Annotated in this window: 31 protein-coding genes and 2 pseudogenes; 14 read left to right on the top strand and 19 right to left on the bottom strand. The window is 43.9% G+C overall.

What is annotated here, in order from left to right:
* Window positions 1-143: 143 nt before the first annotated feature.
* From flhB to flgB, 6 genes are all read right to left on the bottom strand, one after another.
* Window positions 144-1,208: a flagellar biosynthesis protein FlhB gene (gene flhB, locus ACOGW3_RS08235; protein WP_419902525.1), complete on the bottom strand. Its 1,065-nt coding sequence runs from the start codon at window positions 1,206-1,208 to the stop codon at window positions 144-146.
* 39 nt (window positions 1,209-1,247) lie between these two features.
* Window positions 1,248-2,006 carry a flagellar biosynthetic protein FliR gene (gene fliR / locus ACOGW3_RS08230; protein ID WP_419902524.1) on the bottom strand — a complete coding sequence of 253 codons (759 nt, stop codon included), beginning with the start codon at window positions 2,004-2,006 and terminating at the stop codon, window positions 1,248-1,250.
* 3 nt (window positions 2,007-2,009) lie between these two features.
* Window positions 2,010-2,276, bottom strand: a complete 267-nt coding sequence (gene fliQ, locus ACOGW3_RS08225) for a flagellar biosynthesis protein FliQ (RefSeq protein ID WP_419902523.1) — start codon at window positions 2,274-2,276, stop codon at window positions 2,010-2,012.
* 68 nt (window positions 2,277-2,344) lie between these two features.
* On the bottom strand, window positions 2,345-2,653 hold the full coding sequence (fliE, locus tag ACOGW3_RS08220; protein ID WP_419902522.1) for a flagellar hook-basal body complex protein FliE: 309 nt from the start codon (window positions 2,651-2,653) through the stop codon (window positions 2,345-2,347).
* A gap of 28 nt (window positions 2,654-2,681) precedes the next feature.
* On the bottom strand, window positions 2,682-3,092 hold the full coding sequence (gene flgC, locus ACOGW3_RS08215; protein WP_419902521.1) for a flagellar basal body rod protein FlgC: 411 nt from the start codon (window positions 3,090-3,092) through the stop codon (window positions 2,682-2,684).
* Between the two features lie 43 nt (window positions 3,093-3,135).
* Window positions 3,136-3,543: a flagellar basal body rod protein FlgB gene (gene flgB / locus ACOGW3_RS08210; protein WP_419902520.1), complete on the bottom strand. Its 408-nt coding sequence runs from the start codon at window positions 3,541-3,543 to the stop codon at window positions 3,136-3,138.
* 220 nt (window positions 3,544-3,763) lie between these two features.
* On the opposite strand from flgB, the gene csrA reads away from it, so the two are divergent.
* A complete protein-coding gene (gene csrA, locus ACOGW3_RS08205; protein ID WP_419902519.1) occupies window positions 3,764-4,009 on the top strand; it encodes a carbon storage regulator CsrA in 246 nt (81 codons plus the stop codon).
* A gap of 122 nt (window positions 4,010-4,131) precedes the next feature.
* Here the strand turns inward: csrA and tnpA are convergent, their stop codons facing one another.
* Window positions 4,132-4,566, bottom strand: coding sequence for an IS200/IS605 family transposase (gene tnpA / locus ACOGW3_RS08200; protein ID WP_419901154.1), 435 nt, complete (start codon window positions 4,564-4,566; stop codon window positions 4,132-4,134).
* 228 nt (window positions 4,567-4,794) lie between these two features.
* On the opposite strand from tnpA, the gene ACOGW3_RS08195 reads away from it, so the two are divergent.
* From ACOGW3_RS08195 to fliP, 4 genes are read left to right on the top strand one after another with little or no spacing between them, the layout of a single operon-like run.
* Window positions 4,795-5,190, top strand: coding sequence for an EscU/YscU/HrcU family type III secretion system export apparatus switch protein (locus ACOGW3_RS08195; RefSeq protein ID WP_419902518.1), 396 nt, complete (start codon window positions 4,795-4,797; stop codon window positions 5,188-5,190).
* 5 nt (window positions 5,191-5,195) lie between these two features.
* On the top strand, window positions 5,196-5,525 hold the full coding sequence (locus tag ACOGW3_RS08190; protein ID WP_419902517.1) for a hypothetical protein: 330 nt from the start codon (window positions 5,196-5,198) through the stop codon (window positions 5,523-5,525).
* Window positions 5,526-5,528: 3 nt separating this feature from the next.
* A complete protein-coding gene (locus tag ACOGW3_RS08185; protein WP_419902516.1) occupies window positions 5,529-5,867 on the top strand; it encodes a FliO/MopB family protein in 339 nt (112 codons plus the stop codon).
* A gap of 20 nt (window positions 5,868-5,887) precedes the next feature.
* Window positions 5,888-6,628 carry a flagellar type III secretion system pore protein FliP gene (gene fliP / locus ACOGW3_RS08180; RefSeq protein ID WP_419902515.1) on the top strand — a complete coding sequence of 247 codons (741 nt, stop codon included), beginning with the start codon at window positions 5,888-5,890 and terminating at the stop codon, window positions 6,626-6,628.
* Between the two features lie 95 nt (window positions 6,629-6,723).
* On the opposite strand, the gene ACOGW3_RS08175 is transcribed toward fliP, so the two are convergent.
* Window positions 6,724-9,690 carry a tetratricopeptide repeat protein gene (locus tag ACOGW3_RS08175; RefSeq protein WP_419902514.1) on the bottom strand — a complete coding sequence of 989 codons (2,967 nt, stop codon included), beginning with the start codon at window positions 9,688-9,690 and terminating at the stop codon, window positions 6,724-6,726.
* A gap of 199 nt (window positions 9,691-9,889) precedes the next feature.
* Between ACOGW3_RS08175 and ACOGW3_RS08170 the strand changes: the two genes are divergently transcribed.
* The 4 genes from ACOGW3_RS08170 to ACOGW3_RS08155 are packed head-to-tail and all read left to right on the top strand — an operon-like array spanning window position 9,890 to window position 12,390.
* Window positions 9,890-10,840, top strand: coding sequence for an IS1595 family transposase (locus tag ACOGW3_RS08170; RefSeq protein WP_419902513.1), 951 nt, complete (start codon window positions 9,890-9,892; stop codon window positions 10,838-10,840).
* 26 nt (window positions 10,841-10,866) lie between these two features.
* Window positions 10,867-11,727, top strand: coding sequence for a hypothetical protein (locus ACOGW3_RS08165; protein ID WP_419902512.1), 861 nt, complete (start codon window positions 10,867-10,869; stop codon window positions 11,725-11,727).
* Window positions 11,720-12,235, top strand: a complete 516-nt coding sequence (locus tag ACOGW3_RS08160; protein ID WP_419902511.1) for a type II toxin-antitoxin system VapC family toxin — start codon at window positions 11,720-11,722, stop codon at window positions 12,233-12,235. The genes ACOGW3_RS08165 and ACOGW3_RS08160 overlap by 8 nt, the downstream gene beginning before the upstream one ends.
* The gene (locus tag ACOGW3_RS08155) at window positions 12,235-12,390 is read left to right on the top strand and encodes a hypothetical protein (RefSeq protein WP_419902510.1); all 156 of its coding nucleotides are present in this window, start codon (window positions 12,235-12,237) and stop codon (window positions 12,388-12,390) included. Before ACOGW3_RS08160 ends, ACOGW3_RS08155 begins: the two co-directional genes overlap by 1 nt.
* Before the next feature lie 177 nt (window positions 12,391-12,567).
* On the opposite strand, the gene ACOGW3_RS08150 is transcribed toward ACOGW3_RS08155, so the two are convergent.
* From ACOGW3_RS08150 to ACOGW3_RS08125, 6 genes are all read right to left on the bottom strand, one after another.
* A complete protein-coding gene (locus ACOGW3_RS08150; protein WP_419902509.1) occupies window positions 12,568-13,032 on the bottom strand; it encodes a hypothetical protein in 465 nt (154 codons plus the stop codon).
* The gene (locus tag ACOGW3_RS08145) at window positions 13,029-13,931 is read right to left on the bottom strand and encodes a flagellar motor protein MotB (protein ID WP_419902508.1); all 903 of its coding nucleotides are present in this window, start codon (window positions 13,929-13,931) and stop codon (window positions 13,029-13,031) included. The genes ACOGW3_RS08150 and ACOGW3_RS08145 overlap by 4 nt, the downstream gene beginning before the upstream one ends.
* The gene (locus tag ACOGW3_RS08140; protein WP_419902507.1) at window positions 13,931-14,620 is read right to left on the bottom strand and encodes a flagellar motor protein MotB; all 690 of its coding nucleotides are present in this window, start codon (window positions 14,618-14,620) and stop codon (window positions 13,931-13,933) included. Before ACOGW3_RS08140 ends, ACOGW3_RS08145 begins: the two co-directional genes overlap by 1 nt.
* A 5-nt stretch (window positions 14,621-14,625) precedes the next feature.
* Window positions 14,626-15,273: a protein phosphatase CheZ gene (locus ACOGW3_RS08135; RefSeq protein ID WP_419902506.1), complete on the bottom strand. Its 648-nt coding sequence runs from the start codon at window positions 15,271-15,273 to the stop codon at window positions 14,626-14,628.
* Between the two features lie 11 nt (window positions 15,274-15,284).
* Window positions 15,285-15,674 carry a response regulator gene (locus ACOGW3_RS08130; RefSeq protein WP_419902505.1) on the bottom strand — a complete coding sequence of 130 codons (390 nt, stop codon included), beginning with the start codon at window positions 15,672-15,674 and terminating at the stop codon, window positions 15,285-15,287.
* A 239-nt stretch (window positions 15,675-15,913) separates the two neighbouring features.
* On the bottom strand, window positions 15,914-16,096 hold the full coding sequence (locus tag ACOGW3_RS08125; protein ID WP_419902504.1) for a magnesium transporter MgtE N-terminal domain-containing protein: 183 nt from the start codon (window positions 16,094-16,096) through the stop codon (window positions 15,914-15,916).
* A 110-nt stretch (window positions 16,097-16,206) separates the two neighbouring features.
* Between ACOGW3_RS08125 and ACOGW3_RS08120 the strand changes: the two genes are divergently transcribed.
* Window positions 16,207-17,439 (top strand): ISL3 family transposase, encoded by a 1,233-nt coding sequence (locus ACOGW3_RS08120; RefSeq protein ID WP_419901077.1) that lies wholly within the window; start codon window positions 16,207-16,209, stop codon window positions 17,437-17,439.
* Between the two features lie 26 nt (window positions 17,440-17,465).
* Here ACOGW3_RS08120 and ACOGW3_RS08115 read toward each other — a convergent pair whose 3' ends face one another.
* The 4 genes from ACOGW3_RS08115 to ACOGW3_RS08100 are packed head-to-tail and all read right to left on the bottom strand — an operon-like array spanning window position 17,466 to window position 20,127.
* Complete coding sequence (locus tag ACOGW3_RS08115; RefSeq protein WP_419902503.1) at window positions 17,466-17,975, bottom strand: hypothetical protein; 510 nt, start codon at window positions 17,973-17,975, stop codon at window positions 17,466-17,468.
* A gap of 13 nt (window positions 17,976-17,988) precedes the next feature.
* Window positions 17,989-18,492, bottom strand: a complete 504-nt coding sequence (locus ACOGW3_RS08110) for a DUF6468 domain-containing protein (protein WP_419902502.1) — start codon at window positions 18,490-18,492, stop codon at window positions 17,989-17,991.
* A 3-nt stretch (window positions 18,493-18,495) separates the two neighbouring features.
* Window positions 18,496-19,584 (bottom strand): flagellar motor switch protein FliM, encoded by a 1,089-nt coding sequence (fliM, locus tag ACOGW3_RS08105; protein ID WP_419902501.1) that lies wholly within the window; start codon window positions 19,582-19,584, stop codon window positions 18,496-18,498.
* Window positions 19,585-19,599: 15 nt separating this feature from the next.
* Window positions 19,600-20,127, bottom strand: coding sequence for a flagellar basal body-associated FliL family protein (locus tag ACOGW3_RS08100; protein WP_419902500.1), 528 nt, complete (start codon window positions 20,125-20,127; stop codon window positions 19,600-19,602).
* 505 nt (window positions 20,128-20,632) lie between these two features.
* Between ACOGW3_RS08100 and flgF the strand changes: the two genes are divergently transcribed.
* Both flgF and ACOGW3_RS08090 read left to right on the top strand, forming a co-directional pair.
* Entirely contained in the window at window positions 20,633-21,361 is a 729-nt protein-coding gene (gene flgF, locus ACOGW3_RS08095) for a flagellar basal-body rod protein FlgF (RefSeq protein ID WP_419902499.1), read from the top strand.
* Window positions 21,362-21,373: 12 nt separating this feature from the next.
* Window positions 21,374-21,925: pseudogene (locus tag ACOGW3_RS08090) on the top strand (flagellar hook-basal body complex protein); the annotation flags it as partial.
* A gap of 10 nt (window positions 21,926-21,935) precedes the next feature.
* On the opposite strand, the gene ACOGW3_RS08085 reads toward ACOGW3_RS08090, so the two are convergent.
* Window positions 21,936-23,168 (bottom strand): ISL3 family transposase, encoded by a 1,233-nt coding sequence (locus tag ACOGW3_RS08085; protein ID WP_419901077.1) that lies wholly within the window; start codon window positions 23,166-23,168, stop codon window positions 21,936-21,938.
* Between ACOGW3_RS08085 and ACOGW3_RS08080 the strand changes: the two genes are divergently transcribed.
* The gene (locus ACOGW3_RS08080) at window positions 23,155-23,289 is read left to right on the top strand and encodes a hypothetical protein (protein ID WP_419902560.1); all 135 of its coding nucleotides are present in this window, start codon (window positions 23,155-23,157) and stop codon (window positions 23,287-23,289) included. The genes ACOGW3_RS08085 and ACOGW3_RS08080 overlap by 14 nt on opposite strands.
* Window positions 23,265-23,522: pseudogene (locus tag ACOGW3_RS08075) on the top strand (flagellar hook-basal body complex protein); the annotation flags it as partial. The gene ACOGW3_RS08080 and the pseudogene ACOGW3_RS08075, both read left to right, overlap by 25 nt.
* Window positions 23,523-23,543: the final 21 nt, after the last annotated feature.

Raw genomic sequence — 23,543 nt, 5'->3', positions numbered from 1 at the left:
CACGAAATGTCTTCTTTTCCGTCGAAAGGAAAAGAAAGTGAAATTGGTGAATAGAAGATTAACCCTAAAATTCATTAAAAACAAATTAGTTAGTAAAACAAATGAGATAGCACAAAGGGTTGTTCAAAATGAAGTTATTGCTTCTAGCCCTTTAGCTTCATGATATAACTAATGACTTCTGCAACGGCCTTATAATGCTCGGGAGGAATTTCCTGATCAATCTCGACACCTGCATATAATGCACGTGCCAAAGGTGGGTTTTCCATGATGGTCACGTTGTTTTCTTCTGCAACCTTACGAATTCGAAACGCAACAGCATCCACACCTTTTGCCGTTAATTTCGGGGCTTCCATCATCATGCCGTTGTACTCGAGAGCAACGGCAAAGTGTGTCGGATTGGTGATGACCACATCGGCATTGGGCACTGAAGCCATCATCCTCTGACGCGCTTTCTCCAGACGAAGTTGACGAAGACGCCCTTTAACCATCGGATCGCCCTCACTTTGCTTCATCTCGTCTTTGACTTCTTGTTTCGACATTTTTAGTTTTTTTATGTACTGAAAATATTGAAACAAGTAATCAAGCCCGGCGATAATCGCCATAACAGCGACGACAGCGACCAGGATAAGCGTTGTCCAGTCCAGGAGCGTTAACATTATTTGTTGAACGGTTAGTTCGGAAAGCTGAGGAACGATGGTTCGTTTCGGCCAAATCACAAAACCAATAATCCCACCCATAATCAATAACTTAGCCATTCCCTTCACAAAATTCATAACTGATTGAATGGAAAAAAGCCGCTTCATTCCCGAAAGTGGGGATATCTTATCCAACTTTGGAACGAGGGATTGGTAGGAAATTAAGAACCCATGCTGCATGAGACCCGAAGCTATCGCAAAAGCAATAAGTATAAGCGCAGGGGTAATAAAAAGTACTCCAATATCACTGAGCAAACCGACCACTGCTTCATTGATGTGCCCAGACTCTAATCTGATCAAATCCGGTCGTTCGATAAAGACCGATAAACTGCCACTCAGTCCCCTGCTAATCCAGACAGCAAAGAAACTAACCCCGATCAAAAAGCCAAAAAAGGAGAACCAGGAATTCAGCTCCTGGGATTTAGGCACATCTCCTTTTTCTCGCGCATCTGCAAGTTTTTTCGCCGTGGGTTCTTCTGTTTTTTGGGACTCATCTGTATCTTGTGACGACACGACTGGCTCTCCTCAAGCCACACAACATTAGATAACTAATTACCGAACGAAAACCATCCAGTGTTCTTCTAGACTAACCAAGAATACTCTAATCATAACCGGTAATGATAGCGCCAGCACCACAATACCCATCGCAACCTGTAAAGGCATGGCGATAAAGAACACTTGCATCTGCGGCATCAATTTAGCCAACAACCCCAAACCAATAAAGAAAATCACCCCTATGACGATAAAGGGCGCCGCCATCCGAGCCGCTAACTGAAAAGTATCACCAACCACCCGGGAAATCATATTGGAAAAATCGCCCGTGGGTATAGCCTGGCCAGGTAGAAAAAGATCATAACTGTCGACCAGTCCCTGGATAAATAGATGATGAATGTCCAATACAAAAATCAGTACAATGGCAACCGCCGACATAAAGGTTCCCATAATCGACGCTTGTTGTTCAGCGGTCGGATCTTGAATCAGTGCATTAGCCAATGATGATAAATTTGCCGCGATCATCCCTGCCGAAGCTGTGGCACTAAGAAAAAGCCTGGCCACCGTCCCCATAAACAAACCGATTAACGCCTCACCAAAAATGAGTAACCCCAGGTCAGAAACCTTTTCGGGTAACGGAGGTATCTTTGAGGCTAAAACGGGTGCTATTACCAAACAAATCAGAATTGACAACCCAAGTCGTGCCTTTGGAGATACATATGATTCCCCAAAGCCTGGCAACAACATTATAGCGCCACCCAGCCGTACAAAAATGATCAGTACAATATAAACACTAGAGGGAAGAAGGTCGTATATCATGCCTTAGCCCAAAGACACGATGCGGTCCACAATCAACTCCGTAAAAGTACTCAACGTTTGGGACATATAAGGTGCAGTTGCAACCAGAGTTAGACTAATAATTATGATTTTGGGAACAAACGTTAGAGTCATTTCCTGCAACTGAGTCAAAGCTTGAAACAAAGAAATGATTAAACCGACAAACAAAGCAACCATGAGAACTGGCAAACTCATTTTGAGCATAACCCAAACAGCTTCTCGGCCAACCTCAACAACTTCTACTTCGTTCATGCCCCCGCTTTCCGCTTATGATAAATTGCTCAGCTGTAACTATTCATAACTGAATAGTTTAGAAGTGACTAGATAGGCATTCTCAAAATCTCTTGATAAGCTTGAACAACTTTATCGCGAACAGCGACAACAGTTTGCAGAGTTACTTCCGCTTCGGCCATAGCAGTAACAACTTCGGTTACATCAGCTTTACCCGCCGCAGCCATTAGCGTTTTATTTTCGGCTTGCTGCATAGTAGAGATCGTCTCTGTCGCGACCCCGCGCAATGTGCTCGCAAAATCATCTCCGAGTACATCACTCTTATCTTCTAGTCCCGTTTGAGCTTGTCCAGCGACTTGCTTATAGGCGCTAACAGCATCTGCAAAATTTACGGCCATCTTTTAGTCCTCTCGCATACAGATACTGTTATCTCAGTATTTCTAAAGTTTGTTGTAACATACTTTTAGAAGCTTGAATCGCCTGTAAATTGGCTTCGTAGCTTCTTTGTGCTTCCCGCATATCAGTCATTTCAATCAATGAATTTACATTAGGGCGGAGAATGTAACCGTCTTCGTCAGCAGCTGGATGCCCAGGTAAATACTCACGTCTAAAATTACTTTTGTCAGAGATAACGTCTTTGATGACGACCTTCTCTACGCCCAGCTCCCGACTTAACTCATGTCCAAAAGTAACCATTTTTCGGCGATAAGGAGCACCTCCAGGTTCTTGGGATACTGAATCAGCATTCGCAATGTTCTCCGAGATAACTCGCAGTCGCGTTCCCTGAGCACGTAACCCGGAAGCTGACACCTGCATAGATTTATATAAATCGGACATTACTTAATTCCTGTTTGGTAAAGGGCGCGAAGAGCTTCAGAGCTTAAGGTCCCCGAAGTACCATTTTGTACATATCATGGTGCTTTTTATAAAGCCGAACCATTCCCTGATAATCTAATTGAGTTTGAGACATCTTGATCATCTGTTCTTCGAGAACGACTGAGTTTCCAGAAGGAGCCGTTTCATACAAACCCTTTGATTTTGTACTCTTGGCAGTGTCCCCCTGAAGGGGATTGTGCGAAATATGACCTTTATGTGATGTTTGCTGTGACATCACTGGCCCAGCCCTATTCACCAAATCTTTGAAATGATTATCTTTTAGGTCATGCGGCACATATTTTAACGTATCGGCATTCGCAATGTTTTTGGACAAGACTTCTTGACGACGGGTTAGCCATTCCATTTTCCTGGCAATAACATCCGTAATTTGTAGCTTGTCTGACAAAACCATCTCTCCTTATCAAAAGAAAGGAACACTAAACCAAAATATTCTACCCTTTTGAACTTAATAACCTGTTAATGAATGCCAAATCTAGTAAAAAATATCGTTATTTAACAAGATATGCTCGACCTATTCCAAAAATACACGTATAAATATGACAACCAACAAGTAGTTTGTCCAATCCTCTAGTCGGCATTTCGCGTCAGGGACAGGGAGTCCAAAGACCACGATGTTATATCTTACCCGGAAAATTGGTGAATCAGTCATCATAAACAACAACATTGAAGTAAAAGTTGTTGATATACGTGGTAAATCCGTAAAAATTGGTTTTACCTTTCCAGAAGATGCAACAGTTCTCCGCCAGGAATTACACGAGCGAATTCAAGAAGAAAACAAAGCAGCCGCAGCGCACACTCTCGATGCCCTTGATGCGCTTGACCTGGATTTAAGCTCAACGACAGAAACCGACAAATAGCCCCCCGCCCCCCCTGGTAAGACAGATATCGGTAGGGAAAACAAGTTAAATGACCCCCGGCAAAGCCGGGGGCTTAAGCGGGTGAGCCCCTTAAAGGGGCAAATTGGGAACCGCTAAAGCGGTTATGGATTGAATATATCCATTTGGTCAAAGTACTTATCACGCTCTTCTTGCGTTCTGATATACTCCCTCACCATCTGTTCATCGAGCCCTACAGTTGAGACGAAATATCCACGGGCCCAAAAATTTTCACCCTTGAAATTCCGTGCTTTATTTTTGAATTTTCGAGCTATGGCAATCGCGCTTTTTCCTTTTAGGTATCCAACGACTTTTGAAACAGCATGTTTGGGCGGTATGCTGATACACATGTGAATGTGATCCGGCATCAAATGGCCCTCCTCAATCTTACTTTCGCGATGCCCGGCCAGTTCATGGAAAATTTCACCAAGATACTGACGTAGGTTGCCATAGATAACTTTTTGCCTGCGTTTAGGGATGAAAACCACGTGGTATTTACAATCCCATCTCGTATGTGCAAGGCTTTTGTAATCTCTCATCGGCTAATTCCTTTGTTATTTTGGTCAATAAACAAAGAAATGTAAGACCGTGGGAACGGTCAAACCATTGAGAGTCCCCCGGCATAGCCGGGGGTTTACCGGATTAAATTATTTAAAGCCTGGGAAACTAACTTTATTCGCTTCCTAACACTTCATTAAGCATAAAGCGTCAAAATTGAGAGATTGACCAAAACTAAGTGATTAGTACAGGCAACTGGAGAAAGCGCTATGAGCGCTAGCGAAGCAGGTAAAGACAAAACAGAGCCCCGTGACACCTCTATACAAAGTGACACTCCTCTACTGGAAAACGCCCAGGTCCATATCGATGCTTCACCTATAGAGGCAACATCTAAAAGCGACAAAGCAACTTTATCAGTTGCGATACAACAAAATTACCAGGGCCAAAATAAAGTCGTTGCCAAGGGTTCAGGAGAGCTTGCAGAACAAATACTTCAAATAGCTTTTGACCACGGAGTGAAAGTTAGGACAGATTCAGATTTAGTCGAAATTCTTTCTACTGTAGATGTGGAAAGTGAGATACCTTTAGAAGCCTTAACAGCAGTCGCCACAATTTTAAATTACGTTTATGATGAACAAAAGCAATCAAATGATGAGCCGGTATAAAAAGTATGATGAGCTTTACTGAAATCGAGAACAGCATTGAAACTCTCTCTCAACAAGTTTCAAACGCCAGTGCAGCTGCAAGAAATGGCGAAATTGTCAACGTGACAGATCTCCCAAAGGTTGTTGATTTTCTCTGCCTAGAAATCAACAAACTTTCTAAATCTGACAGATCAAAGGTATCAACGAAGCTTCTCTCTTTAGTCGAGGAGCTAGACAATCTGACAATAACAATAAGCTCTAGCCTTGAAAAAGTTAAGGTTGAGATGCAAGAAACAACCACACACAATAGAGCTGCAAGAGCTTATACATCTGCTAATACTACCGGAAAAAAATAACCAATGGACTACGGAAGCTATCTTCAGTTCGTACTCACACTTGTTTTTGTCATTGGTTTAATTTTTGCCATTGCCTTTATTGCCAAGCGTTTGGGTTTTGGACATGGACCGGCAATGACTGGCAACAAGAATAAGCGTATCGAAATTAAAGAAGTTCGCCCTCTGGATGCTCGACGCAAAATAGTGCTTATTCAATGTGATGATAAAGAACACCTCCTATTAATCGGCGGAACTCAAGATTTACACATTCATAGTTCTAGCTGTAATGCTTCAACTCCTGTAATAACCTCAATTACCGAACACACACCAAGTTCTACTGCCCAAAGTTCTGGAGGGGACTAAATCCATTGACGAAACCTGCAATGTTGAAACTCTTTCTTGGATTTTCATTCGTTTTGATTTTGTCGGTTTCTGTCCCAGAAACCAGCTGGTCTCAAGCACTCACCCTTGATTTAAACAATGAAGTATTAGGGTCTGGAAGCGGTCGTATATTACAAATGCTGGCCCTACTGACCATCCTAAGCTTGGCGCCAGCAATCTTGATGATGGTTACATCTTTCACCAGAATTATCGTGGTGTTATCGTTCATCAGGACGGCAATGGGTATTCAACAGGCCCCACCAAACACCGTTTTGATCAGCCTTGCACTGTTTCTTACCGCCTTCATCATGACCCCAACGATGGAGAAGATATACAACGATGCCCTCCAACCTCTAATCGAGGAAGAGATAAACGAAATTCAAGCCTGGGAACGAGGCACAGCTCCGGTGAGAGAGTTCATGCTCCACCATGTAAGGGACCAAGATCTTCAACTGTTCCTTGATCTCGCTGAAATTGGAGAAGTTGAAACCCCTGAAGCCACGCCTCTTCGAGCGCTGATACCCGCATTTATGATCAGTGAACTTCGGCGCGCCTTTGAAATCGGCTTTTTGATTTTCCTACCATTTCTGATCATTGATATGGTTGTGGCATCTATCCTCATGTCTATGGGGATGATGATGTTGCCCCCTATCATGATATCACTGCCCTTTAAATTGATCTTTTTTGTAATGGTCGATGGCTGGTATATGATCGCGGGTAGTCTCGTCAGAAGCTTTGGATAAAAGATAAAAGACAAAAGTTATATATCCTGGCTCACGGCTCCTATACCTTAATATCGGTTACGGTTAGACGCCCACAATATAAAAAGAGTTAAACGTCAATTTATCTCACTTAACGGCGTCGTTTTCAGGCGATCCCTGTACTGGTCCATAAATGCTTGAACTTGTGAGACCTGCTTCAATTCATCTGAAATAGAGGTAACGGCTCCGCTATCAATATTACCAGTAAGCAGTTTGAATGTATCGCCTTGAGGGCCGTCGCTCATAATTGCATCGTAACTGTCACGCAATAATTTTAGCCCCTCATTATCTCCACTCATGGTTTGAGCAATTGCTAAATTTATGACACCCTGGCTTTCTTCTTCATTCAGAAGCCGTCCTTCTGGCGGGGATGCAGGGATCAAATTTTCAAGCATTTTACCCGCTTCATTCCACCGCCTCAGATCCCACAAAATGTCAGATTTCAATCGAAGCGCATCAAGACTGACATCAGCTTCAAGCATTTTGAGAGCTTCATCCTCTTGCCCTAACTCTGCTAAAGCACGGGCTCTTAAATGAAAACGTTGCTGCTTAAGCTCTTCCGGAATATCTTCAACTTCTGTCTTATCGAGCGCGGCAAGACTTCCTTCTGGATCACGATCCAACAATCGTATTAATGACAGTCGGTTACCGACACGAGCCTTCTCTTGGCCTTCTAAACGAAACTCAACCTGCTCATCCAACAGATTACCTGCCTGCTCAAGTAAATCGACATCAACCAACCTATCCGCGAGCTTAGCAATCATCGTATCCCCTTTATCACCAAGAGGGGTTAATTCCTTAAATTCCTCGTAGAGAGCAATTGAAGAAAGGGGCGGTATCTTTCTTCCACCATCCTCGATATACATGCTCTCGAACAATTCCTTCATTCGCCGGGCAATATTATCTGCACGCTCTGAATGGGGAAAATAAGATGCAGCTTGACGTAGGGAATGTAAGCTATTGCGATAATCAAGGGCATCAGCATATCGATCACCGAGTTCGCTCAGTATGGCAAATTCAAATTTATCTCCACGCCACGCAAATCTGAGCTGTTCAAGTTGTTCAATTCCTTCTTCTTTGGTAAAGGCTCCCTCCTCTATTCCCAACTTTGTCAAAGCATGACGCGCACGAGCGCTCGTTGGACGGTGCCGGTTATACTTTAGCCCTTTCCATATAACCCGAGCTTCTTCGACCTGCCCATCTTGAAGCAACCTTTGCCCTTCGAGAAAATCAGCCTGTGCCTTTTCGAAATCTGTCATTTCACTCGCGAGTATTTTTCCAAGATAAAGGCTCGCAGCTCCTGTATCTCCCACGTGTAGACTTGCATCCGCGGCCAAAAGATAAAGCTTATTACGAACGTTTTGGGGGAAATCCTCAATCAAAGAAGAGGTTTCAGAAAACCCTATAGCCGCAGGCCCCCAGTCTTGACCGGAAGCTGCCAGGGCAGCCTGCCAGAGATTTGCCTCTCTTTCTCCGGCCAGTGCAGAGTTTGATAATGTTTTTTGAGCATCAATAAAATTGTCACTCAAGAACTGGCTTGCACCAAGCAACAGCTTAAATGATGGTCCATCACTTAAGCGACGGTTCTCTTGCTCAATCAAGTGTAAAATTCCGAGTGCTTCAGTTATTCTCCCATGAGCAAAGAAGAAACGCGCAAGATCAAATCGGGCTAGCCCTTGTTGTAATCCCGTTGAATTGACAACAGATTTTTGTAGCGCTTGCAGGTTTTGTAGATATCTATCTGCACCTCCCCTGCGATCAGAATTCAGGTCCAACATCTCCACTGTGGGGATCGCAGCTCCCTCCACCCCTCTTGGCAATGAACGCTCAGTATCACCAGATACGATTAGCTCTTCACGGCTTCGAACAACTACAGCTCGAGGGGTCAAAGCAACAACCAAACCTTCAGAAGTAGGCTGTAGTACAACCCCTTGAAAAGAGGGCAGGGCTCTAAATTGCGGGAACTCATCTATCTTTGCAGAACCAAGGTTAGGCTCTCTGATGGGTGCAACAATTAACCTGTCACCAAGTTCTGGATGGGATATGGAAAGAAGTCGGCTAACTGACTTAACTAGAAACCGGACTTCTGGTCCATCTTTGCCCTTTCCAAGCACATTCGAAATCACCTGAACAGGTAAAGGGGAGCGCCGCCGGATATCCACAATCCATTTATTGCCATCTTTGCTTAAACGAGGGACCTGTGTAACAGGAGCAGATAAACGTAGAACAGTTCCTCCAGCGAGAGGAAGAGTATTCACCGGGGCGAATTGAGGAGCCATCGCCTCGACCGCATTAGCAAGGTTTTCTGGCCCTTCGCGATCAAAAACAAGCCACAGGTACTCACCACGCCGAAAGACAACAGCACCAGTGGGCTCTTTCCAATTAAAATTTAATATCGTTGGCGGCAACAAATCTGCGGAACGTCCAGGTGGAGGTACTAAGGCTGGAATTTCAATTGGTTCAGTTAAAGTTACCAAATCTTGTGCCAAAGCATTCGTAGAAGCTCCACTGTCAACTCCATCATCATCAACCAACTTAAAGTCAGATAATCTCGTCGCTCCTTCTCCTGAGCGAGAAATCTTTTCTAACCGCTTTTTGCGCGCTGGTTTACTTTCCTTTTTAAGGGGCTTGTTTTCTACCTGGCTTTCAGTTTTTTGCGTTTCTACCGGGCCTTTGACTGAAGCTGATTCTTTTTTTTCATCCGCATCTGGTTTGGGAAGAAGAGATAAGGGCCCAGGCCCTGCTAATTCTTCCAACTTTGGTAACTTTACGGCTGCAACTGTATTATTTTCATCTGCAACAGGATCCCCAGGAGCCACTTTTGGTGGAGCGGGTTTTGTTGTGACTGTTGGTGTCGCCGGTGCTGGTTTGCTTTTTGAAGCCTCGACGACAGTCGGTTGTTCTTTTTTATCTGCAACTTTGACATCGACAACTGACTTTGGCCCCACCGAAAACAATCGGGCACTCATGCCAGGTTTTAACGTAAATTCTACGCTCAAACCTGGCGTTTTCTTGATAACCTTCCCATCCTTAACAAAAGGCATCGACTGCCTATTAAATTTAGATAAATCCACATCTGCTGGACGGTTAAAATTAACCGTCAGCTTATTCCCACTCTGATTAATGTCCCCATTAACTTTTTCAGGCCAATCAAATACCAGACGGTTATAATTTGGCGATTGTATACTTGACAAACCCAAGATAATTTCATATATTTAATTCATATAGTTAAAGGAAAACACAATGTCTGTACTGTCCAAACCATACATGCACGATGAAGCGGCTGCTTTTGCTCACGTTGAGGGTATGCTTTGGGCAGACGGCCCCACATGTCCACACTGTGGCAACTGTGGTAAAGTGTATGCTCTTAAGGGTGTACGTTCCAAGCCTTCCAAGAAGAACCCAAAGGGTATTGAGCGTCATGGCCTCAAGAAGTGTGCTGAATGCCGTAAGCAGTTCACAGTACGCATTGGCACTATCTTTGAGGAAAGCCACATTCCACTGCACAAGTGGTTACAAGCCATTTACCTTATGACCAGTAGCAAGAAAGGCATTTCCAGCCACCAATTGCACCGCGTTCTTGAAATAACCTACAAATCTGCATGGTTTTTATCTCATCGTATCCGCGAAGTTATGCGTAACGACAACGCTGTGAACTACGGTTCTGGCGGAGGCGTTGTTGAAGTTGACGAAACATTCATTGGTCACAAACACAAGAAAGCAGAAGGCGCGCGGGGTTATGCTCATAAAAACGCAATGCTTTCTCTAGTGGATCGTACGACAGGCCAATCTAAGTCTTTTGTTGTTGAGGATGTCAAAGCATCTACATTATTGCCTATCCTACGTGAAAATATCGCCAAAGAGGCAATCGTATATACGGATGAAGCCAAGCAATACACCAAGGTTGGTGCAGAGTTTGCAGAACATGATTTCACAACGCACAGCAAAGGACAATACGTGAAAGGTGATGTGCACACCAACACGCTTGAAGGATATTTCAGCATCTTTAAGCGTGGCATGAAGGGTGTTTATCAACACTGCAATAAGAGACACTTACATCGTTATGCGACTGAATTTGAGTTTCGTTACAATTATCGGATTGGTAACGGATTTGATGATATAGCCCGTGCAAATAAAGCACTTCACGGAATTGTTGGAAAAAGAGTTATGTACAGGGACTCGTCTCTGGCGTAGCATCTTTCCATAGAGAAGAGAGTAAGATGGCTAAGCCTATTCGAATTATAGTAAAAGGCACAAGTAACCGTGGGGATGATGCCCCAACGGTAAAGGATCTTTTGTCTCAAATTCAAGATCATGTAGAAATATTAGAAGAAGTTGAAGGTGCTATTTCTAGCGATGGTGACAATCAATTGGTATGGCGAGTTACTGACGTCACAAAAAACTCCCCGATTACTTTTGAAATAACGCCTTACCCAAAAAACTACGGAATGGACATTGAAATAAGAGCCAATACTGTTGTGAAAGCTACCGCCGAAGGACTGTCTGATATTGCAAAAGGCGGCAGTAGACCAATACACTTTACAGATAAGGTTTTAAAGAAAGTTGAAACATTTAATAAGCGTGTAACAAACGGTTTAGCGGGAACTACGATTGACTTTTCCAATTATGGTAATTCCCCAGAATTTGATGTTGATACAGTAACAGCGCAAGCAACCTTGACCAAAATTGCAATTATCAAAAAACCAGCGTTGCAGCCCCATAGGGAGCTTGGGAGCATCGAAGGGTATGTGAAGACTGTTGGTCGAGATGGTTATGGTAGGCCTATCATACACATAGTAACACGTTTAGATAAAGCCGATGTCAAATGTATATCCAATGATTCTGGCCTTGATAAAATAGGTCACTTGGAAGTTAATCACGTCATAAAGGGGGTGAGAGTCCGATTGCATGGGATGCTTTACTATAAATCCCCCATGGTTTTAGATCATATTGATGTTGAACGAACTGAATTATTTCAGGATTGGTCTACCCTTCCAAAACTATTTGATTTGATTGATCATGGTTTCACAGGCGGCTTAGATTCCGTCGAATATATGAAGCGGACAAGAGCTGATGTCTAAACGTATGCGAATTTATTGGGATGCTTGTACATGGCTTGCTATCGTAAATGAGGAGCGTGACGTGCCTATGGGCGAAGGAAAGCCCAATGAGAACCGCTTTGCAATGTGCCAATCAATTATAGAGGGTGCGGAGAGAGATGAGTACGAAATAGTCGTATCAGCATTTACTCTCGCAGAGGTTTGTAAGAGTAGGACTGCAACAAGTGAGAATCCGTCTAAGTTACCGTTATTTTTAGACCATGAATATATCTTAGTAATGCCAGTTGATAAGGATATTGGCTTGAAGGCTCAGGCACTACAAACTTCTGGTCTATTCGGACTAAAGCCAGCAGATGCTGTACATATTGCATCGGCGCAAAGGGCAAATGTGGCTGAAATACATAGCTTTGATGTGGATTTATTAAATCTTGACGGAAAGATCGCTGGGATAAATGGAAAAGCTATTAAAATTTGCAATCCAAGCGAAGCTGAACCACTAGGCGGTTTGTTTCGAGAGACTGGTAACTAATGACCAATAAAACCCAACACGACAAATTCAAAGAAGCCGCAAAAGAATTGGACTGCAACGAAGATGAAGCGCGGTTTGACGATAAGCTAAAGCGTGTGGTGGACTTGAAAAAGGCGAAGGATAAGAAAAAAATAATAGAGGGTCACAATGCGTAAATGGCTAAAGGCGACACTTGATACAGTGATGATATTACTGGTCGGCGGCGTTTGGGGGATTCATATCGGGGTATTTTGGAGCACCGACGTTTGTTGTATCAATCGGTGCCGTATTGGCTGCGCTTGCTTGTATAGCCTGGATTGACAAGAGCAGGTGACAGGCAACAAGTGGGTTTGTCAAGTATACAATCGCCTATAATTTTGATGCTCTGCATATCTAAAGCCAACGACAGGGGGCGAAGCTTGAGGAGGAATTTGAGAACTTGATGAAGCACTCTCTTCCTTAACAAGTAAGTCGACTATTATCTTTGTTCCAGATCGTGAACTCTTTAATGCAAAATCATCGAGAAGAGGAAATACGATTCGCTTGCGGGATTGGTCCAATACGGGCCTCTCGGTAAACCCCTTCACACCATTGTTTATGGCGCCAAACTTGTAATTAGAAGGCTCGTCAAATTCCAAAATCAACTGACGGCCTTCGATTTTAGCTTCAAAGGGAACTTGCCTGGTCCAATCGAACACAATGCGCCCATAGCCAGGGTGTATGCCGGATCGGACGGCTACTTCCTGAGCGGTAAGAGCGAGGGGAAAGGATATCAATAACGCTCCTGCCAGAAAAATTCGGCGCAACGTTTTATTCAACCATTTTCTCCGGCATAAGGATGCACAACAATATCAACACGACGAGCTAATTTAATCTTTAAAGTTTCAGACAATCTATCCGTGATTTTATCATAACGCGAATCACCATAACCACGCGATAGAATTGTATTTTTATATCCTGTTTTTTCCAATAAACCAGCGACATAGTCAGCTCTCGCCAATGATAAAGGCCAATTTGAAGAATAAGATCCCTCATTTTGTTTACCTGAGGGGTCTGCGTGTCCGGCTATTTCAATCTTATTACTGATAAAGCTTAATACACGGCCCAGACGAACGAGAATGGCCTCAGCTTTATCAAGTGGTTTCACTTGACCCGGTAGAAACAACAAATCACCAGGAAGAGAGATGACCAACCGATCCTCAAGCCTTGTTAATATTGCCTTAGAAAGTACAGGGTCATCTTTTAATTTCTCGCCTATTAATGTTGTCAAATAATCCAAATCCTCACCCGGAATAAAATCAACGGGTTCCATCGTAAGACTTTTCATAGGCTTCGGCTCTAATACCATTCTCTCAATTTTCAGAGAACTGGATAGTGAATCAACAAGGTTTCTCCACTTTTTTTCTTCCATGACTGACATCGAATATAAGAGAACAAAAAATGTCAGCATAAGAGCGACAAGGTCCGTAAAAGTGACCATCCAATTAGAACCATAATTGACGGCCACTACTGTATCTTTTTGGGAATTCTCTCGGGATAATCTTTCAAAATAGTGCTTTTCTACAGCGGCCTCTTTATCATCCTCAGATGCTTCTTCGTTAGGTTCATCGTTAATATCTACGGCATTTTCATCATATAGTTCATCCGCATTTTTCGCCTTACCATCTCTGCTCTCACCCTCAGACTTTGGCAATTTTCCACGTCGTTCTTCAGCCATCATTCGACTTCCTGATAAGTGTCGAAAGTGATGTCCTGAATAGCTGAATCATAAATGCGGATGACAAAATAAACGAAACCTTCGGATTCAGGCTGTAATCCAATTACGACCTTATTTGGTGGTAAACCAGCGGATTGCATTTCATGAGCGACAACCCCGCTTCTCTTAAGAATCATCTCGAGGTTAGGTATAACTTTCGAAGTATCATTTCGAGACACACCATATGCAAATTCAAATTCATAATGCCCTCCCCCATCACTATAACCATTTAGAGAAGAAGCTATACGCTTAAGCAATAGTTCCCGGCCGGAAGCAAGATCAATTTCCTCTCCAAGAAACATCGCTTCAACTGGCAACCGAAGACGCAAATAGTCTTGAGTACTCCCTTTTTCCCGCTCCACTGCGGGAATGGTGCTTTCAAAGAGACGTTCAATTTCAGCCACCAGCTCAGCTTTATCATCAAGATCACCAAGTGAATTGGAAAAAGTCGCATGGCGCTCAAGCTGGTTCGCATCACCTCTAAAAGTATCGTTTACAGAATCAAGAACAGCCCTAGCTTTTTCTTCTTCAAACGATGACATGGCATTGAGCATAATGAAAAAAGCCAAAAGCAATAGCTTAAGGCTTAATAGGGCAACGTAATTTCTGTCACCACCGTCCTGGTGTTGCTTAAATAAGGGTCCAAGCATCTCAACTAATCAAACCCAAGAAGAGCATCGATATCATCTTGGCTCACCCCCTCTCCTTCCAGTTGCGGACCATTACATAGATCTTCGTCAGGTCGATTGACCCCATCCGCGCGTTTGGGAGTTGGTTTTTCTGGGTCTGCATCAGAAGCAATACCGTCACCAAAAGCTTGAAGTAACTTGTCAACTTTTTGCTCAACATGCTGCAGTGCATTCACAACCCGTGATATTCTCTGCCCCGTGATATCTTGAAAGCTACAAGCTTCGTAAACCTGTGTAACAGCACCGTTTATTTTTTCAGCCGTAGAAGAGTTATCTAAAGTATCAGCAAGCTCCTCTAACAACTCCATTGCAGAGAGGATATTGTGGGTAGCCTGTTCAGTGGCCCCCACAATAGCATCAAGTTCGTCTGCAGCAGTTGGAAGATAGTCACTCTTGATCTCATCCGGCCTCAGCGAGGCAAGTTGCCTTTTTGTATCGTGGATGTAGCTCGCGACTGAACCAATCTCTGTTAAGATTTTATGGTTAGTTTCAACGGCTTCATCACCGATATTTAGCATAAGACTGTCTACAAGCCCTTCTAAATCAGCATTTTCTTTGCTGCTATCGAAAGCCTGTAGTTTGTTGAGTAACTCTTCCCTGACCAAGTTGGCCATACCACTATCCTCTAGAAGTTACCTAATACTGCAATCAACTTCTTTTTGAGGGTCGCAGCGTTAAAAGGCTTAACAATATAGTTGTTAACACCTGCCTGTTTAGCAGCAATGACATTTTCAGTCTTGCTTTCAGCTGTGACCATAATAAAGGATAAGTCTTTGAGATGTGCATCAGCTCTACATTCCTTCAGAAGCTGAAGCCCACTCATCGGCTCCATATTCCAATCAGAGATGATAAGACTGTACTGCTTGCCGCGTAATTTTTGTAGAGCACTACTCCCATCTGTAGCTTCATCAACATTGTTGAAACCAAGTTGTTTGAGCAAATTGCGTACAATACGCAACATGGTTTTATAATCATCCACGATGAGGATTGGCATATTCATGTCGACATCCGACATCGGCAACTCCTTAACTATCTCTCTTACACACGATAACACTAATATTGTGATTTTAAGCTATCAGCATAGAATTAACGCAGTGTAAACAAAGTGCCATTTTTCAAGATCTTAGAGTTTTTCTTTAAGTTTATTCGTCCTTCAAAAACAAAAAAGCCCTATAACACAAAGGTTACAGGGCTAATTAGTGTATGGCATTTTATTTTTCTGTTTGTTAACCATAAATACCAAATAGGATTCGGTTATTCTTTTGATAGGGGTAAATCACGCCTTTGTGCGAGCTCTAAAGTAATTTCTTTAGCCCGCTTAGGATTCATACTTGCCAATATTGGAGCCGTTTTACGCTCCTTCATTCTCTCGACAACATCCAGAAGAACAACCATATCCAACTCTTCGAAAATTCTAGCCGCATCCTTTGGCTTCATACTCTCATAAATTTTGGCTCTTCTCCGCTTTGTTGAGTAGAAAAAGATGCCGACCGCCAAGTAACCTGTTGATATGTATGGTTTCTGATAACTTTACATAGAGCAGGTATATGACAATCAACATCTCGCAGCATATTTTAGGCCTCAAAGGGCAACGTGTAAATGAAATTAAACTGGATGACGGCGGTGTTAAGATTGTCATTCACTGCAGCCGAGACGCGCGTAGGAGGGCTATAGACCCTGCTACAGGCCAGAAGGGAAGCATCAACCAGCATGTCCGCCGACAAGTAAACGACATCCCCCTTTTTGGGTATCCTTGTGTGGTCGAGATTGAGCTGGCGCAGGTTTATATTAACAAGGGCGAACGCCGCATTGAGGGGTGTGATTTTGTTGATAAAGGGTGCCGTTTCACTCACCGATTTTGCCGACTGATCAGTGGATTATGTCGGCATATGTCTATTCAAGCGGTTTCCAGACATTTGGATATACGATGGGAAACGGTCAAGAATATCGACAGGGCATACCTTATTGAAACTCTCCCTACGCTTGATCCTGCAGAGCTAACTGGCTTGGAATATATTGGTGTAGATGAAGTTGCCCGGGCAAAAGGTCATGACTACATGACGGTGGTCTACGATATGGTTGGCGGTCATCTGATCTGGGTTGAAGCAGGCCGAACTGCCGAGGTTTTTTCAAGGTTTTTGAAACAACTGCAACCAGATACAGCCTGCAAAATAAAGGCCGTAGCGATGGATATGGGGCCTGCCTACCAAAAGGCTGTCAGAGAGTCCTTGCCGTTGGCCGACATAGTATTTGACCGTTTCCACGTCATGAAAAACTACAGCAAAGCTATCCATAATCAGCGTCGACTTGAGTTCAGAAAGGCCGATCCAAGTGGTAAAGAGTTGATGAAAGGGACACATTATCTGTTGCTCAAAAATGCGGATAAGTTGAGTGAAAAACAAAGTGACAAGCTGCAAAGGTTGCTGGAGAGCAATAGCAACCTGAATGCACTTTACGTCTTGAAAGAACAGCTTCAGCTGCTGTGGAGTGCCGCTTCATTTGAGGCGATGGCGGAGCAACTGGAACGTTGGTGCCTGATAGCAGATCAGTCACAGATGCTCTATCTAAAAAAGTTCGCGAAATCCCTACGGAAACATTGTGTGGGCATCTGCAACTACGCCAAACACAAGCTCACAAGCGCCAGGATAGAGGCTGGTAATGTCAGTATAGGAATGATCCGTAAGCGAGCCAGAGGCATCAAGGATACCGAATACTTCAAACTCAAAATTAGACAATCATCCATTCCAGATAATCAATCTATGCTCTATTTGAAATCCTAAATCTACTCAACAAAGCGGAGAAGTGCCTAAATTTTCACCAAGCTGGTCATTTGCTTGTCACTTTGTTCATCGTGCTGAACGATAAGTCCCTCGATCGTATTTTGCAATTTCCCAAGTTCGACGATTTTTTCATCTATCCGTCGTTCTGCAGCGAGAAGAAGAACCTCTCTTTGCTCAAACTCTCTCTCTCTTGCTTCAAGCTGTTCCCGGCGAGCAGAAAGAGACTGTAAAAGTTCAACTTCTTCATCCGTCATAGAGAAAGGATCAGCTTCAAGTCCCTTAACTTTAGGCATATCGGAATTAGCCTGATCAACTGCAGCAGTTTGCTCTGTACCAGGAGCAGTAGAATCCGCGGTATCTTCTGTAGGTTTAACCTCTGCCCCCTCATCATTTTCTGCTTGAGTGTCTTCAACCTTGGGTTCTTCAGCAGCCTGCGCAAATGCTTCACCAGATTGGTTAACCCCCTCCCAAACTCCCCCAGCTTTTACAAGCAGTGCCATAGAAGAAACGGCAATAAGTACTGGTAATAAACGCATAGTATATTCTCCTTTAGCGCATGCCCTTTAGGGTCTTGAGAAGATCTTCAGCAGCTGGTGATAATTCTTTCGTTTTTTTGCTTTTCTCTTCTATGTTTTGTTCGATATTCGAAGAACTTTCTTTAGAAGGTTTAGCATCACTATTTTGGATCCCTTTAGGTAAAAGGGTATTGGGTGATTGCTTGCGGGCTAATCCCAGGTCACCTTCAAGACGATCTGCTACGACTTCGGCTCGATCGACGAGATAGCTAAGGTCAGATAATATTCCATCAGCCTTAGAAGTATTTTTTTCTAAACCGACACCCGTATTAGAAGCGTGAGCTTTAAATTCGGCCAAACTCTGTTCTGCCTTCATCGTTGTCTCGGCAAAAGAGTGAATAAGCCCCTCCATTTCAGCCTTTGCTTCACGAAGAGCATCCAGCTTCTTGTTCAAAATGGCTGCATAAACAATCGTAGCAATCAGTAAAATCGCAACCAGTATATTAAAGCCAAGTTCAATATTGGATAGATCTAGCATTTTCTACTCGCCATCATCACGAACAATTTTGTTCGCTATTTTGACTGCAATATTGCCGCTTTTCCGGCCCATGTTTCCCTTGAACATCGACACATCACCACACCGTAACTCTACTAGCGATTCAGGAGTGACCGTAAGGTCCATTGTATCACCAACTTTCCAATTCATCACATCCCCAAGGGAAATATTTACTTGTTCAAGTACTGCGAGAATAGAAACCTCCGTTTGCCATAACTCCGCGGTTAAGTGTCCCTCCCAAATGGAATCACGGCCGAATTTCTCCCCCATGAACATTTGAAGCAACAACTCGCGGACAGGCTCGAGAGTAGCATAAGGTATGAGCAACTCAATCCGCCCTCCACGATCTTCCATATCCACGCGAAGAGTAATCACAATCGCAGCATTTTCATGCCGGGCAATTGTCGCGAACCGAGGATTTGTCTCCAGACGATCAAATCTAAAAGTTACGGGCGAAAGAGGGTCAAATGCACTAGAAAGATCAGCCAGCACAACATGGGCAAGGCGTTGAATTAAGTTGCGTTCAATCGTGGTATAAGGCCGTCCTTCAATTCTCATGGCCGCAGTGCCTCTACGACCACCAAGCAGAACATCCACGATTGAGTAAATTAAGGCAGAATCTACGGTCATAAGACCATAGTTATCCCATTCCTCGGCCTTAAAGACAGTCAACATGGCCGGAAGGGGAATCGAGTTTAGGTAATCACCAAAACGAGCTGATGTAATATTATCAAGACTGACTTCAACATTGTCCGAGGTAAAGTTACGCAAGGAGGTCGACATCATCCTGACCAATCGGTCAAAGACGATATCCAACATGGGTAAGCGTTCATAAGAAACAAGGGCCGAATTGAGAATTGCCTGAATTCCCGAATTATCGCCCCCGTCATCATCGCCAGCATCAACCCCGAGCAGACTATCGATTTCATTCTGATCTAGGACACGGGTTCCCCCGGGGTTGTCATCGACAGCGTCGAAAACATCCTCCTCCTCATCAGCGTCTTCATCTGCCATGGCCTCCCATTCGGCCATCATGGCTTCCTGATCGACTTCTTCTTCCGTTTCGTCAGCCATTTCCTACCTTACGGGTTACTGCACCAGCATTTCCTGGAACAATACATCCTTTACCTTTACTGGAGCTGCTGCAGCATTAACCCTGAGCAACAACTCTTCTCTCAAACGCTGGATCCCTGCAGACCCACTCAGATCTTCAATTCTCAACTCTCTGAGATACACCTGGAAATTATCTACAATACGCGGCATGACAGCCTCAATCGCAGGAATATCCGTTTGTAACTCAAGTTCCAGGCTAATCGTAATTTTCAAGAAGTGATTTTTGTTACCTGATGAATTCAAATTAACAAGTAATTCTGGCACGTCATAAAAAGCGGCAGGACCGTGCGCCGGAATGACCTCTTCAACGGCCGCTTCTTGTTCAGCCTCTTCCTTGCCAAGAACTGAGTCCAACATTCCGGTAAAATAAGCACCTGCTCCTGCTATAATAATAAGCAATAAAGGCAAGATGAAGAATAGAACGAGCTTTTTCCCAGACATCCCGCCTTTCGGGCGAGCCTCTACCTCGAGTTCTTCTTCTTCACTGACAGATTCATCAGCCATATATTATTTTACGCCTCCAGTTGGTATATTCCCCCTTAATAAGGGGCCAAGATGGTTAAAAAGTCGTTAAGCAGTAAGCGCTGTAAATCAGATACTTAAGAGTAAAAAAGCCCGAAGTAAAAATATAGATCCCTAACCAACTGATTTGTATCCGAATACAGTCTAGACGAAAAGTGTTAATATCTACTCAATTCCTTCCGCTCTCCTTTGTTTCTTCAGATATACAATCTTAATTGCAAACCTCATGACTAAACCAAGACACGAACTCGTACCCTCTTGAAATTCTATTATATAAACGAATAACGAATGCCGTTTGGAAATCATGCCCGGAATTTCTCGGAAAAAGTTACCCATGTAAAGTTACCTATGTGAGGTAATAGTTTACTAGTTCCGCCTTTCAATTCCGACGAACAATGCGAAAAACCCAACAAAATCAAAGAATTCCATATTGGCATCTATCTTGCAATGATACTGAGGAAACCAAGATGGCAAGGATGTATCCAGGATGGAAAACCCCAGTTATATAGCTCTCTCAAGGCAGATGGCCCTCGGTCGGCAAATGTCGATCATTGCCAATAATGTCGCGAACATGAACACAAATGCCTACAAGAATGAAGGCATGATGTTTGTAGAGCACTTAAGCAAAACCAAAACAGGTGAAAGACTTAGCTTCACCCAGGATTTGCGTATGGTACGCAACCTTGCCGAAGGTCAGTTACATACAACAAACAATCCCCTCGACACAGCGATCACCGGAGATGGCTATTTTGTCGTCGATAATGATGGCGCGACCAAATACACCCGGAATGGGGCCTTTAAGTTAAATACAGAAGGTGAGCTGATCACCTCGGAAGGTTTCCTCGTCATGAGTGATGGCGATGCACCGATATCTTTTCCGGCTGATGCGACAGATATCTCCATAACCCGGGATGGAACGATCACATCCAGCGCCGGAACTGCCGGTAAATTAAAACTGGTTACTTTTGAGAACGAACAGCTTCTCGTCAAAGAAGCTGGTGGCGTCTTCAGCGCTGCAGAAGATCAAGAAGCACTCGATGAGGCTCCGGGAGAAATTATCCAAGGAGCGATTGAGGGATCTAATGTTCAGGGGATTATTGAAATCACACGAATGATAGATTCAACTCGAGGCTACGAAGCAACAGCTAAATTTATCAAGCAAGAACATGAACGACAAATGAAGGCGATCCAAAGCCTTGCAAACGTTAAAGGCTAAGGGAGCAGAAAAATGAGATCTTTAAGCATTGGCGCAACTGGAATGCTGGCCCAACAGCTAAACGTCGAAGTTATTTCAAACAACATTGCCAACTTGAACACAACTGCCTTTAAACGCCAACGGGCAGAGTTCAGTGATCTCCTGTATCAAAACCTTCGCAGGGTTGGGACAAACTCTTCTGATACAGGAACTATTGTTCCAACAGGGATTCAGCTCGGTTTGGGTGTGAAGCCAACGGCAACCTACCGTATTACTGGGCAAGGTGCGATGCTGATTACCGACAACTCTCTTGATGTTGCGATTAATGGCGAAGGCTATTTTAACATTGAGCTGCCAAGTGGTGAAACGGGCTATACCCGTGCGGGTGCGTTCCAATTATCACCAGATGGCGACATTGTAACGCCAGATGGTTATACCGTTCAGCCTGGCATTAATATTCCCACAAACGCAGTTTCTGTCTCGATCAATGCTTCGGGCGAAGTGTATGTGAAACTTGATGGACAGGTAACCTCTAGTCTCGCAGGCCAATTCGACCTAGCAACATTTCGGCACTTCTCCGCTTTGTTGAGTAGATTTAGGATTTCAAATAGAGCATAGATTGATTATCTGGAATGGATGATTGTCTAATTTTGAGTTTGAAGTATTCGGTATCCTTGATGCCTCTGGCTCGCTTACGGATCATTCCTATACTGACATTACCAGCCTCTATCCTGGCGCTTGTGAGCTTGTGTTTGGCGTAGTTGCAGATGCCCACACAATGTTTCCGTAGGGATTTCGCGAACTTTTTTAGATAGAGCATCTGTGACTGATCTGCTATCAGGCACCAACGTTCCAGTTGCTCCGCCATCGCCTCAAATGAAGCGGCACTCCACAGCAGCTGAAGCTGTTCTTTCAAGACGTAAAGTGCATTCAGGTTGCTATTGCTCTCCAGCAACCTTTGCAGCTTGTCACTTTGTTTTTCACTCAACTTATCCGCATTTTTGAGCAACAGATAATGTGTCCCTTTCATCAACTCTTTACCACTTGGATCGGCCTTTCTGAACTCAAGTCGACGCTGATTATGGATAGCTTTGCTGTAGTTTTTCATGACGTGGAAACGGTCAAATACTATGTCGGCCAACGGCAAGGACTCTCTGACAGCCTTTTGGTAGGCAGGCCCCATATCCATCGCTACGGCCTTTATTTTGCAGGCTGTATCTGGTTGCAGTTGTTTCAAAAACCTTGAAAAAACCTCGGCAGTTCGGCCTGCTTCAACCCAGATCAGATGACCGCCAACCATATCGTAGACCACCGTCATGTAGTCATGACCTTTCGCCCGGGCAACTTCATCTACACCAATATATTCCAAGCCAGTTAGCTCTGCAGGATCAAGCGTAGGGAGAGTTTCAATAAGGTATGCCCTGTCGATATTCTTGACCGTTTCCCATCGTATATCCAAATGTCTGGAAACCGCTTGAATAGACATATGCCGACATAATCCACTGATCAGTCGGCAAAATCGGTGAGTGAAACGGCACCCTTTATCAACAAAATCACACCCCTCAATGCGGCGTTCGCCCTTGTTAATATAAACCTGCGCCAGCTCAATCTCGACCACACAAGGATACCCAAAAAGGGGGATGTCGTTTACTTGTCGGCGGACATGCTGGTTGATGCTTCCCTTCTGGCCTGTAGCAGGGTCTATAGCCCTCCTACGCGCGTCTCGGCTGCAGTGAATGACAATCTTAACACCGCCGTCATCCAGTTTAATTTCATTTACACGTTGCCCTTTGAGGCCTAAAATATGCTGCGAGATGTTGATTGTCATATACCTGCTCTATGTAAAGTTATCAGAAACCATACATATCAACAGGTTACTTGGCGGTCGGCATCTTTTTCTACTCAACAAAGCGGAGAAGAGCCAACATTTCCTAACGAAGCTGGCTTAGAAGCAATTGGGGATAACTATTTTCTAGAAACCCCTGCTTCAGGAACGGCGACAACGGGCTCCGCTGATTCAACGGGGTTTGGTAGCATTCTTCAAGGATCTCTCGAATCATCCAACGTCAATGCTGTTTCAGAAATCACAAACCTGATTACGGCCCAAAGAGCCTACGAGATGAATTCAAAAATCATCACAGCATCTGACGAAATGATGCGCTCTGTCACCAACATTAGATAATCGCGGGATTAGGAGAAAAAT

This window comes from Kiloniella sp. (assembly GCF_965205715.1).
GTDB lineage: Bacteria > Pseudomonadota > Alphaproteobacteria > Kiloniellales > Kiloniellaceae > Kiloniella.
The sequence above is the reverse complement of the archived record's forward strand: the minus strand, read 5'-3'. Positions and strand labels throughout refer to the sequence as shown.

What these genes read in the sequence shown, in the direction of transcription:
- fliR (WP_419902524.1), bottom strand. Translation starts at nt 2,006, where the DNA reads ATGATATACGACCTTCTTCCCTCTAGTGTTTATATTGTACTGATCATT.
- fliQ (WP_419902523.1), bottom strand. Translation starts at nt 2,276, where the DNA reads ATGAACGAAGTAGAAGTTGTTGAGGTTGGCCGAGAAGCTGTTTGGGTT.
- fliE (WP_419902522.1), bottom strand. Translation starts at nt 2,653, where the DNA reads ATGGCCGTAAATTTTGCAGATGCTGTTAGCGCCTATAAGCAAGTCGCT.
- flgC (WP_419902521.1), bottom strand. Translation starts at nt 3,092, where the DNA reads ATGTCCGATTTATATAAATCTATGCAGGTGTCAGCTTCCGGGTTACGT.
- flgB (WP_419902520.1), bottom strand. Translation starts at nt 3,543, where the DNA reads ATGGTTTTGTCAGACAAGCTACAAATTACGGATGTTATTGCCAGGAAA.
- csrA (WP_419902519.1), top strand. Translation starts at nt 3,764, where the DNA reads ATGTTATATCTTACCCGGAAAATTGGTGAATCAGTCATCATAAACAAC.
- tnpA (WP_419901154.1), bottom strand. Translation starts at nt 4,566, where the DNA reads ATGAGAGATTACAAAAGCCTTGCACATACGAGATGGGATTGTAAATAC.
- ACOGW3_RS08195 (WP_419902518.1), top strand. Translation starts at nt 4,795, where the DNA reads ATGAGCGCTAGCGAAGCAGGTAAAGACAAAACAGAGCCCCGTGACACC.
- ACOGW3_RS08190 (WP_419902517.1), top strand. Translation starts at nt 5,196, where the DNA reads ATGATGAGCTTTACTGAAATCGAGAACAGCATTGAAACTCTCTCTCAA.
- ACOGW3_RS08185 (WP_419902516.1), top strand. Translation starts at nt 5,529, where the DNA reads ATGGACTACGGAAGCTATCTTCAGTTCGTACTCACACTTGTTTTTGTC.
- fliP (WP_419902515.1), top strand. Translation starts at nt 5,888, where the DNA reads ATGTTGAAACTCTTTCTTGGATTTTCATTCGTTTTGATTTTGTCGGTT.
- ACOGW3_RS08175 (WP_419902514.1), bottom strand. Translation starts at nt 9,690, where the DNA reads ATGCCTTTTGTTAAGGATGGGAAGGTTATCAAGAAAACGCCAGGTTTG.
- ACOGW3_RS08170 (WP_419902513.1), top strand. Translation starts at nt 9,890, where the DNA reads ATGTCTGTACTGTCCAAACCATACATGCACGATGAAGCGGCTGCTTTT.
- ACOGW3_RS08165 (WP_419902512.1), top strand. Translation starts at nt 10,867, where the DNA reads ATGGCTAAGCCTATTCGAATTATAGTAAAAGGCACAAGTAACCGTGGG.
- ACOGW3_RS08160 (WP_419902511.1), top strand. Translation starts at nt 11,720, where the DNA reads ATGTCTAAACGTATGCGAATTTATTGGGATGCTTGTACATGGCTTGCT.
- ACOGW3_RS08155 (WP_419902510.1), top strand. Translation starts at nt 12,235, where the DNA reads ATGACCAATAAAACCCAACACGACAAATTCAAAGAAGCCGCAAAAGAA.
- ACOGW3_RS08145 (WP_419902508.1), bottom strand. Translation starts at nt 13,931, where the DNA reads ATGGCTGAAGAACGACGTGGAAAATTGCCAAAGTCTGAGGGTGAGAGC.
- ACOGW3_RS08140 (WP_419902507.1), bottom strand. Translation starts at nt 14,620, where the DNA reads ATGCTTGGACCCTTATTTAAGCAACACCAGGACGGTGGTGACAGAAAT.
- ACOGW3_RS08135 (WP_419902506.1), bottom strand. Translation starts at nt 15,273, where the DNA reads ATGGCCAACTTGGTCAGGGAAGAGTTACTCAACAAACTACAGGCTTTC.
- ACOGW3_RS08130 (WP_419902505.1), bottom strand. Translation starts at nt 15,674, where the DNA reads ATGTCGGATGTCGACATGAATATGCCAATCCTCATCGTGGATGATTAT.
- ACOGW3_RS08125 (WP_419902504.1), bottom strand. Translation starts at nt 16,096, where the DNA reads ATGAAGCCAAAGGATGCGGCTAGAATTTTCGAAGAGTTGGATATGGTT.
- ACOGW3_RS08120 (WP_419901077.1), top strand. Translation starts at nt 16,207, where the DNA reads ATGACAATCAACATCTCGCAGCATATTTTAGGCCTCAAAGGGCAACGT.
- ACOGW3_RS08115 (WP_419902503.1), bottom strand. Translation starts at nt 17,975, where the DNA reads ATGCGTTTATTACCAGTACTTATTGCCGTTTCTTCTATGGCACTGCTT.
- ACOGW3_RS08110 (WP_419902502.1), bottom strand. Translation starts at nt 18,492, where the DNA reads ATGCTAGATCTATCCAATATTGAACTTGGCTTTAATATACTGGTTGCG.
- fliM (WP_419902501.1), bottom strand. Translation starts at nt 19,584, where the DNA reads ATGGCTGACGAAACGGAAGAAGAAGTCGATCAGGAAGCCATGATGGCC.
- ACOGW3_RS08100 (WP_419902500.1), bottom strand. Translation starts at nt 20,127, where the DNA reads ATGGCTGATGAATCTGTCAGTGAAGAAGAAGAACTCGAGGTAGAGGCT.
- flgF (WP_419902499.1), top strand. Translation starts at nt 20,633, where the DNA reads ATGGAAAACCCCAGTTATATAGCTCTCTCAAGGCAGATGGCCCTCGGT.
- ACOGW3_RS08080 (WP_419902560.1), top strand. Translation starts at nt 23,155, where the DNA reads ATGTTGATTGTCATATACCTGCTCTATGTAAAGTTATCAGAAACCATA.
- ACOGW3_RS08085 (WP_419901077.1), bottom strand. Translation starts at nt 23,168, where the DNA reads ATGACAATCAACATCTCGCAGCATATTTTAGGCCTCAAAGGGCAACGT.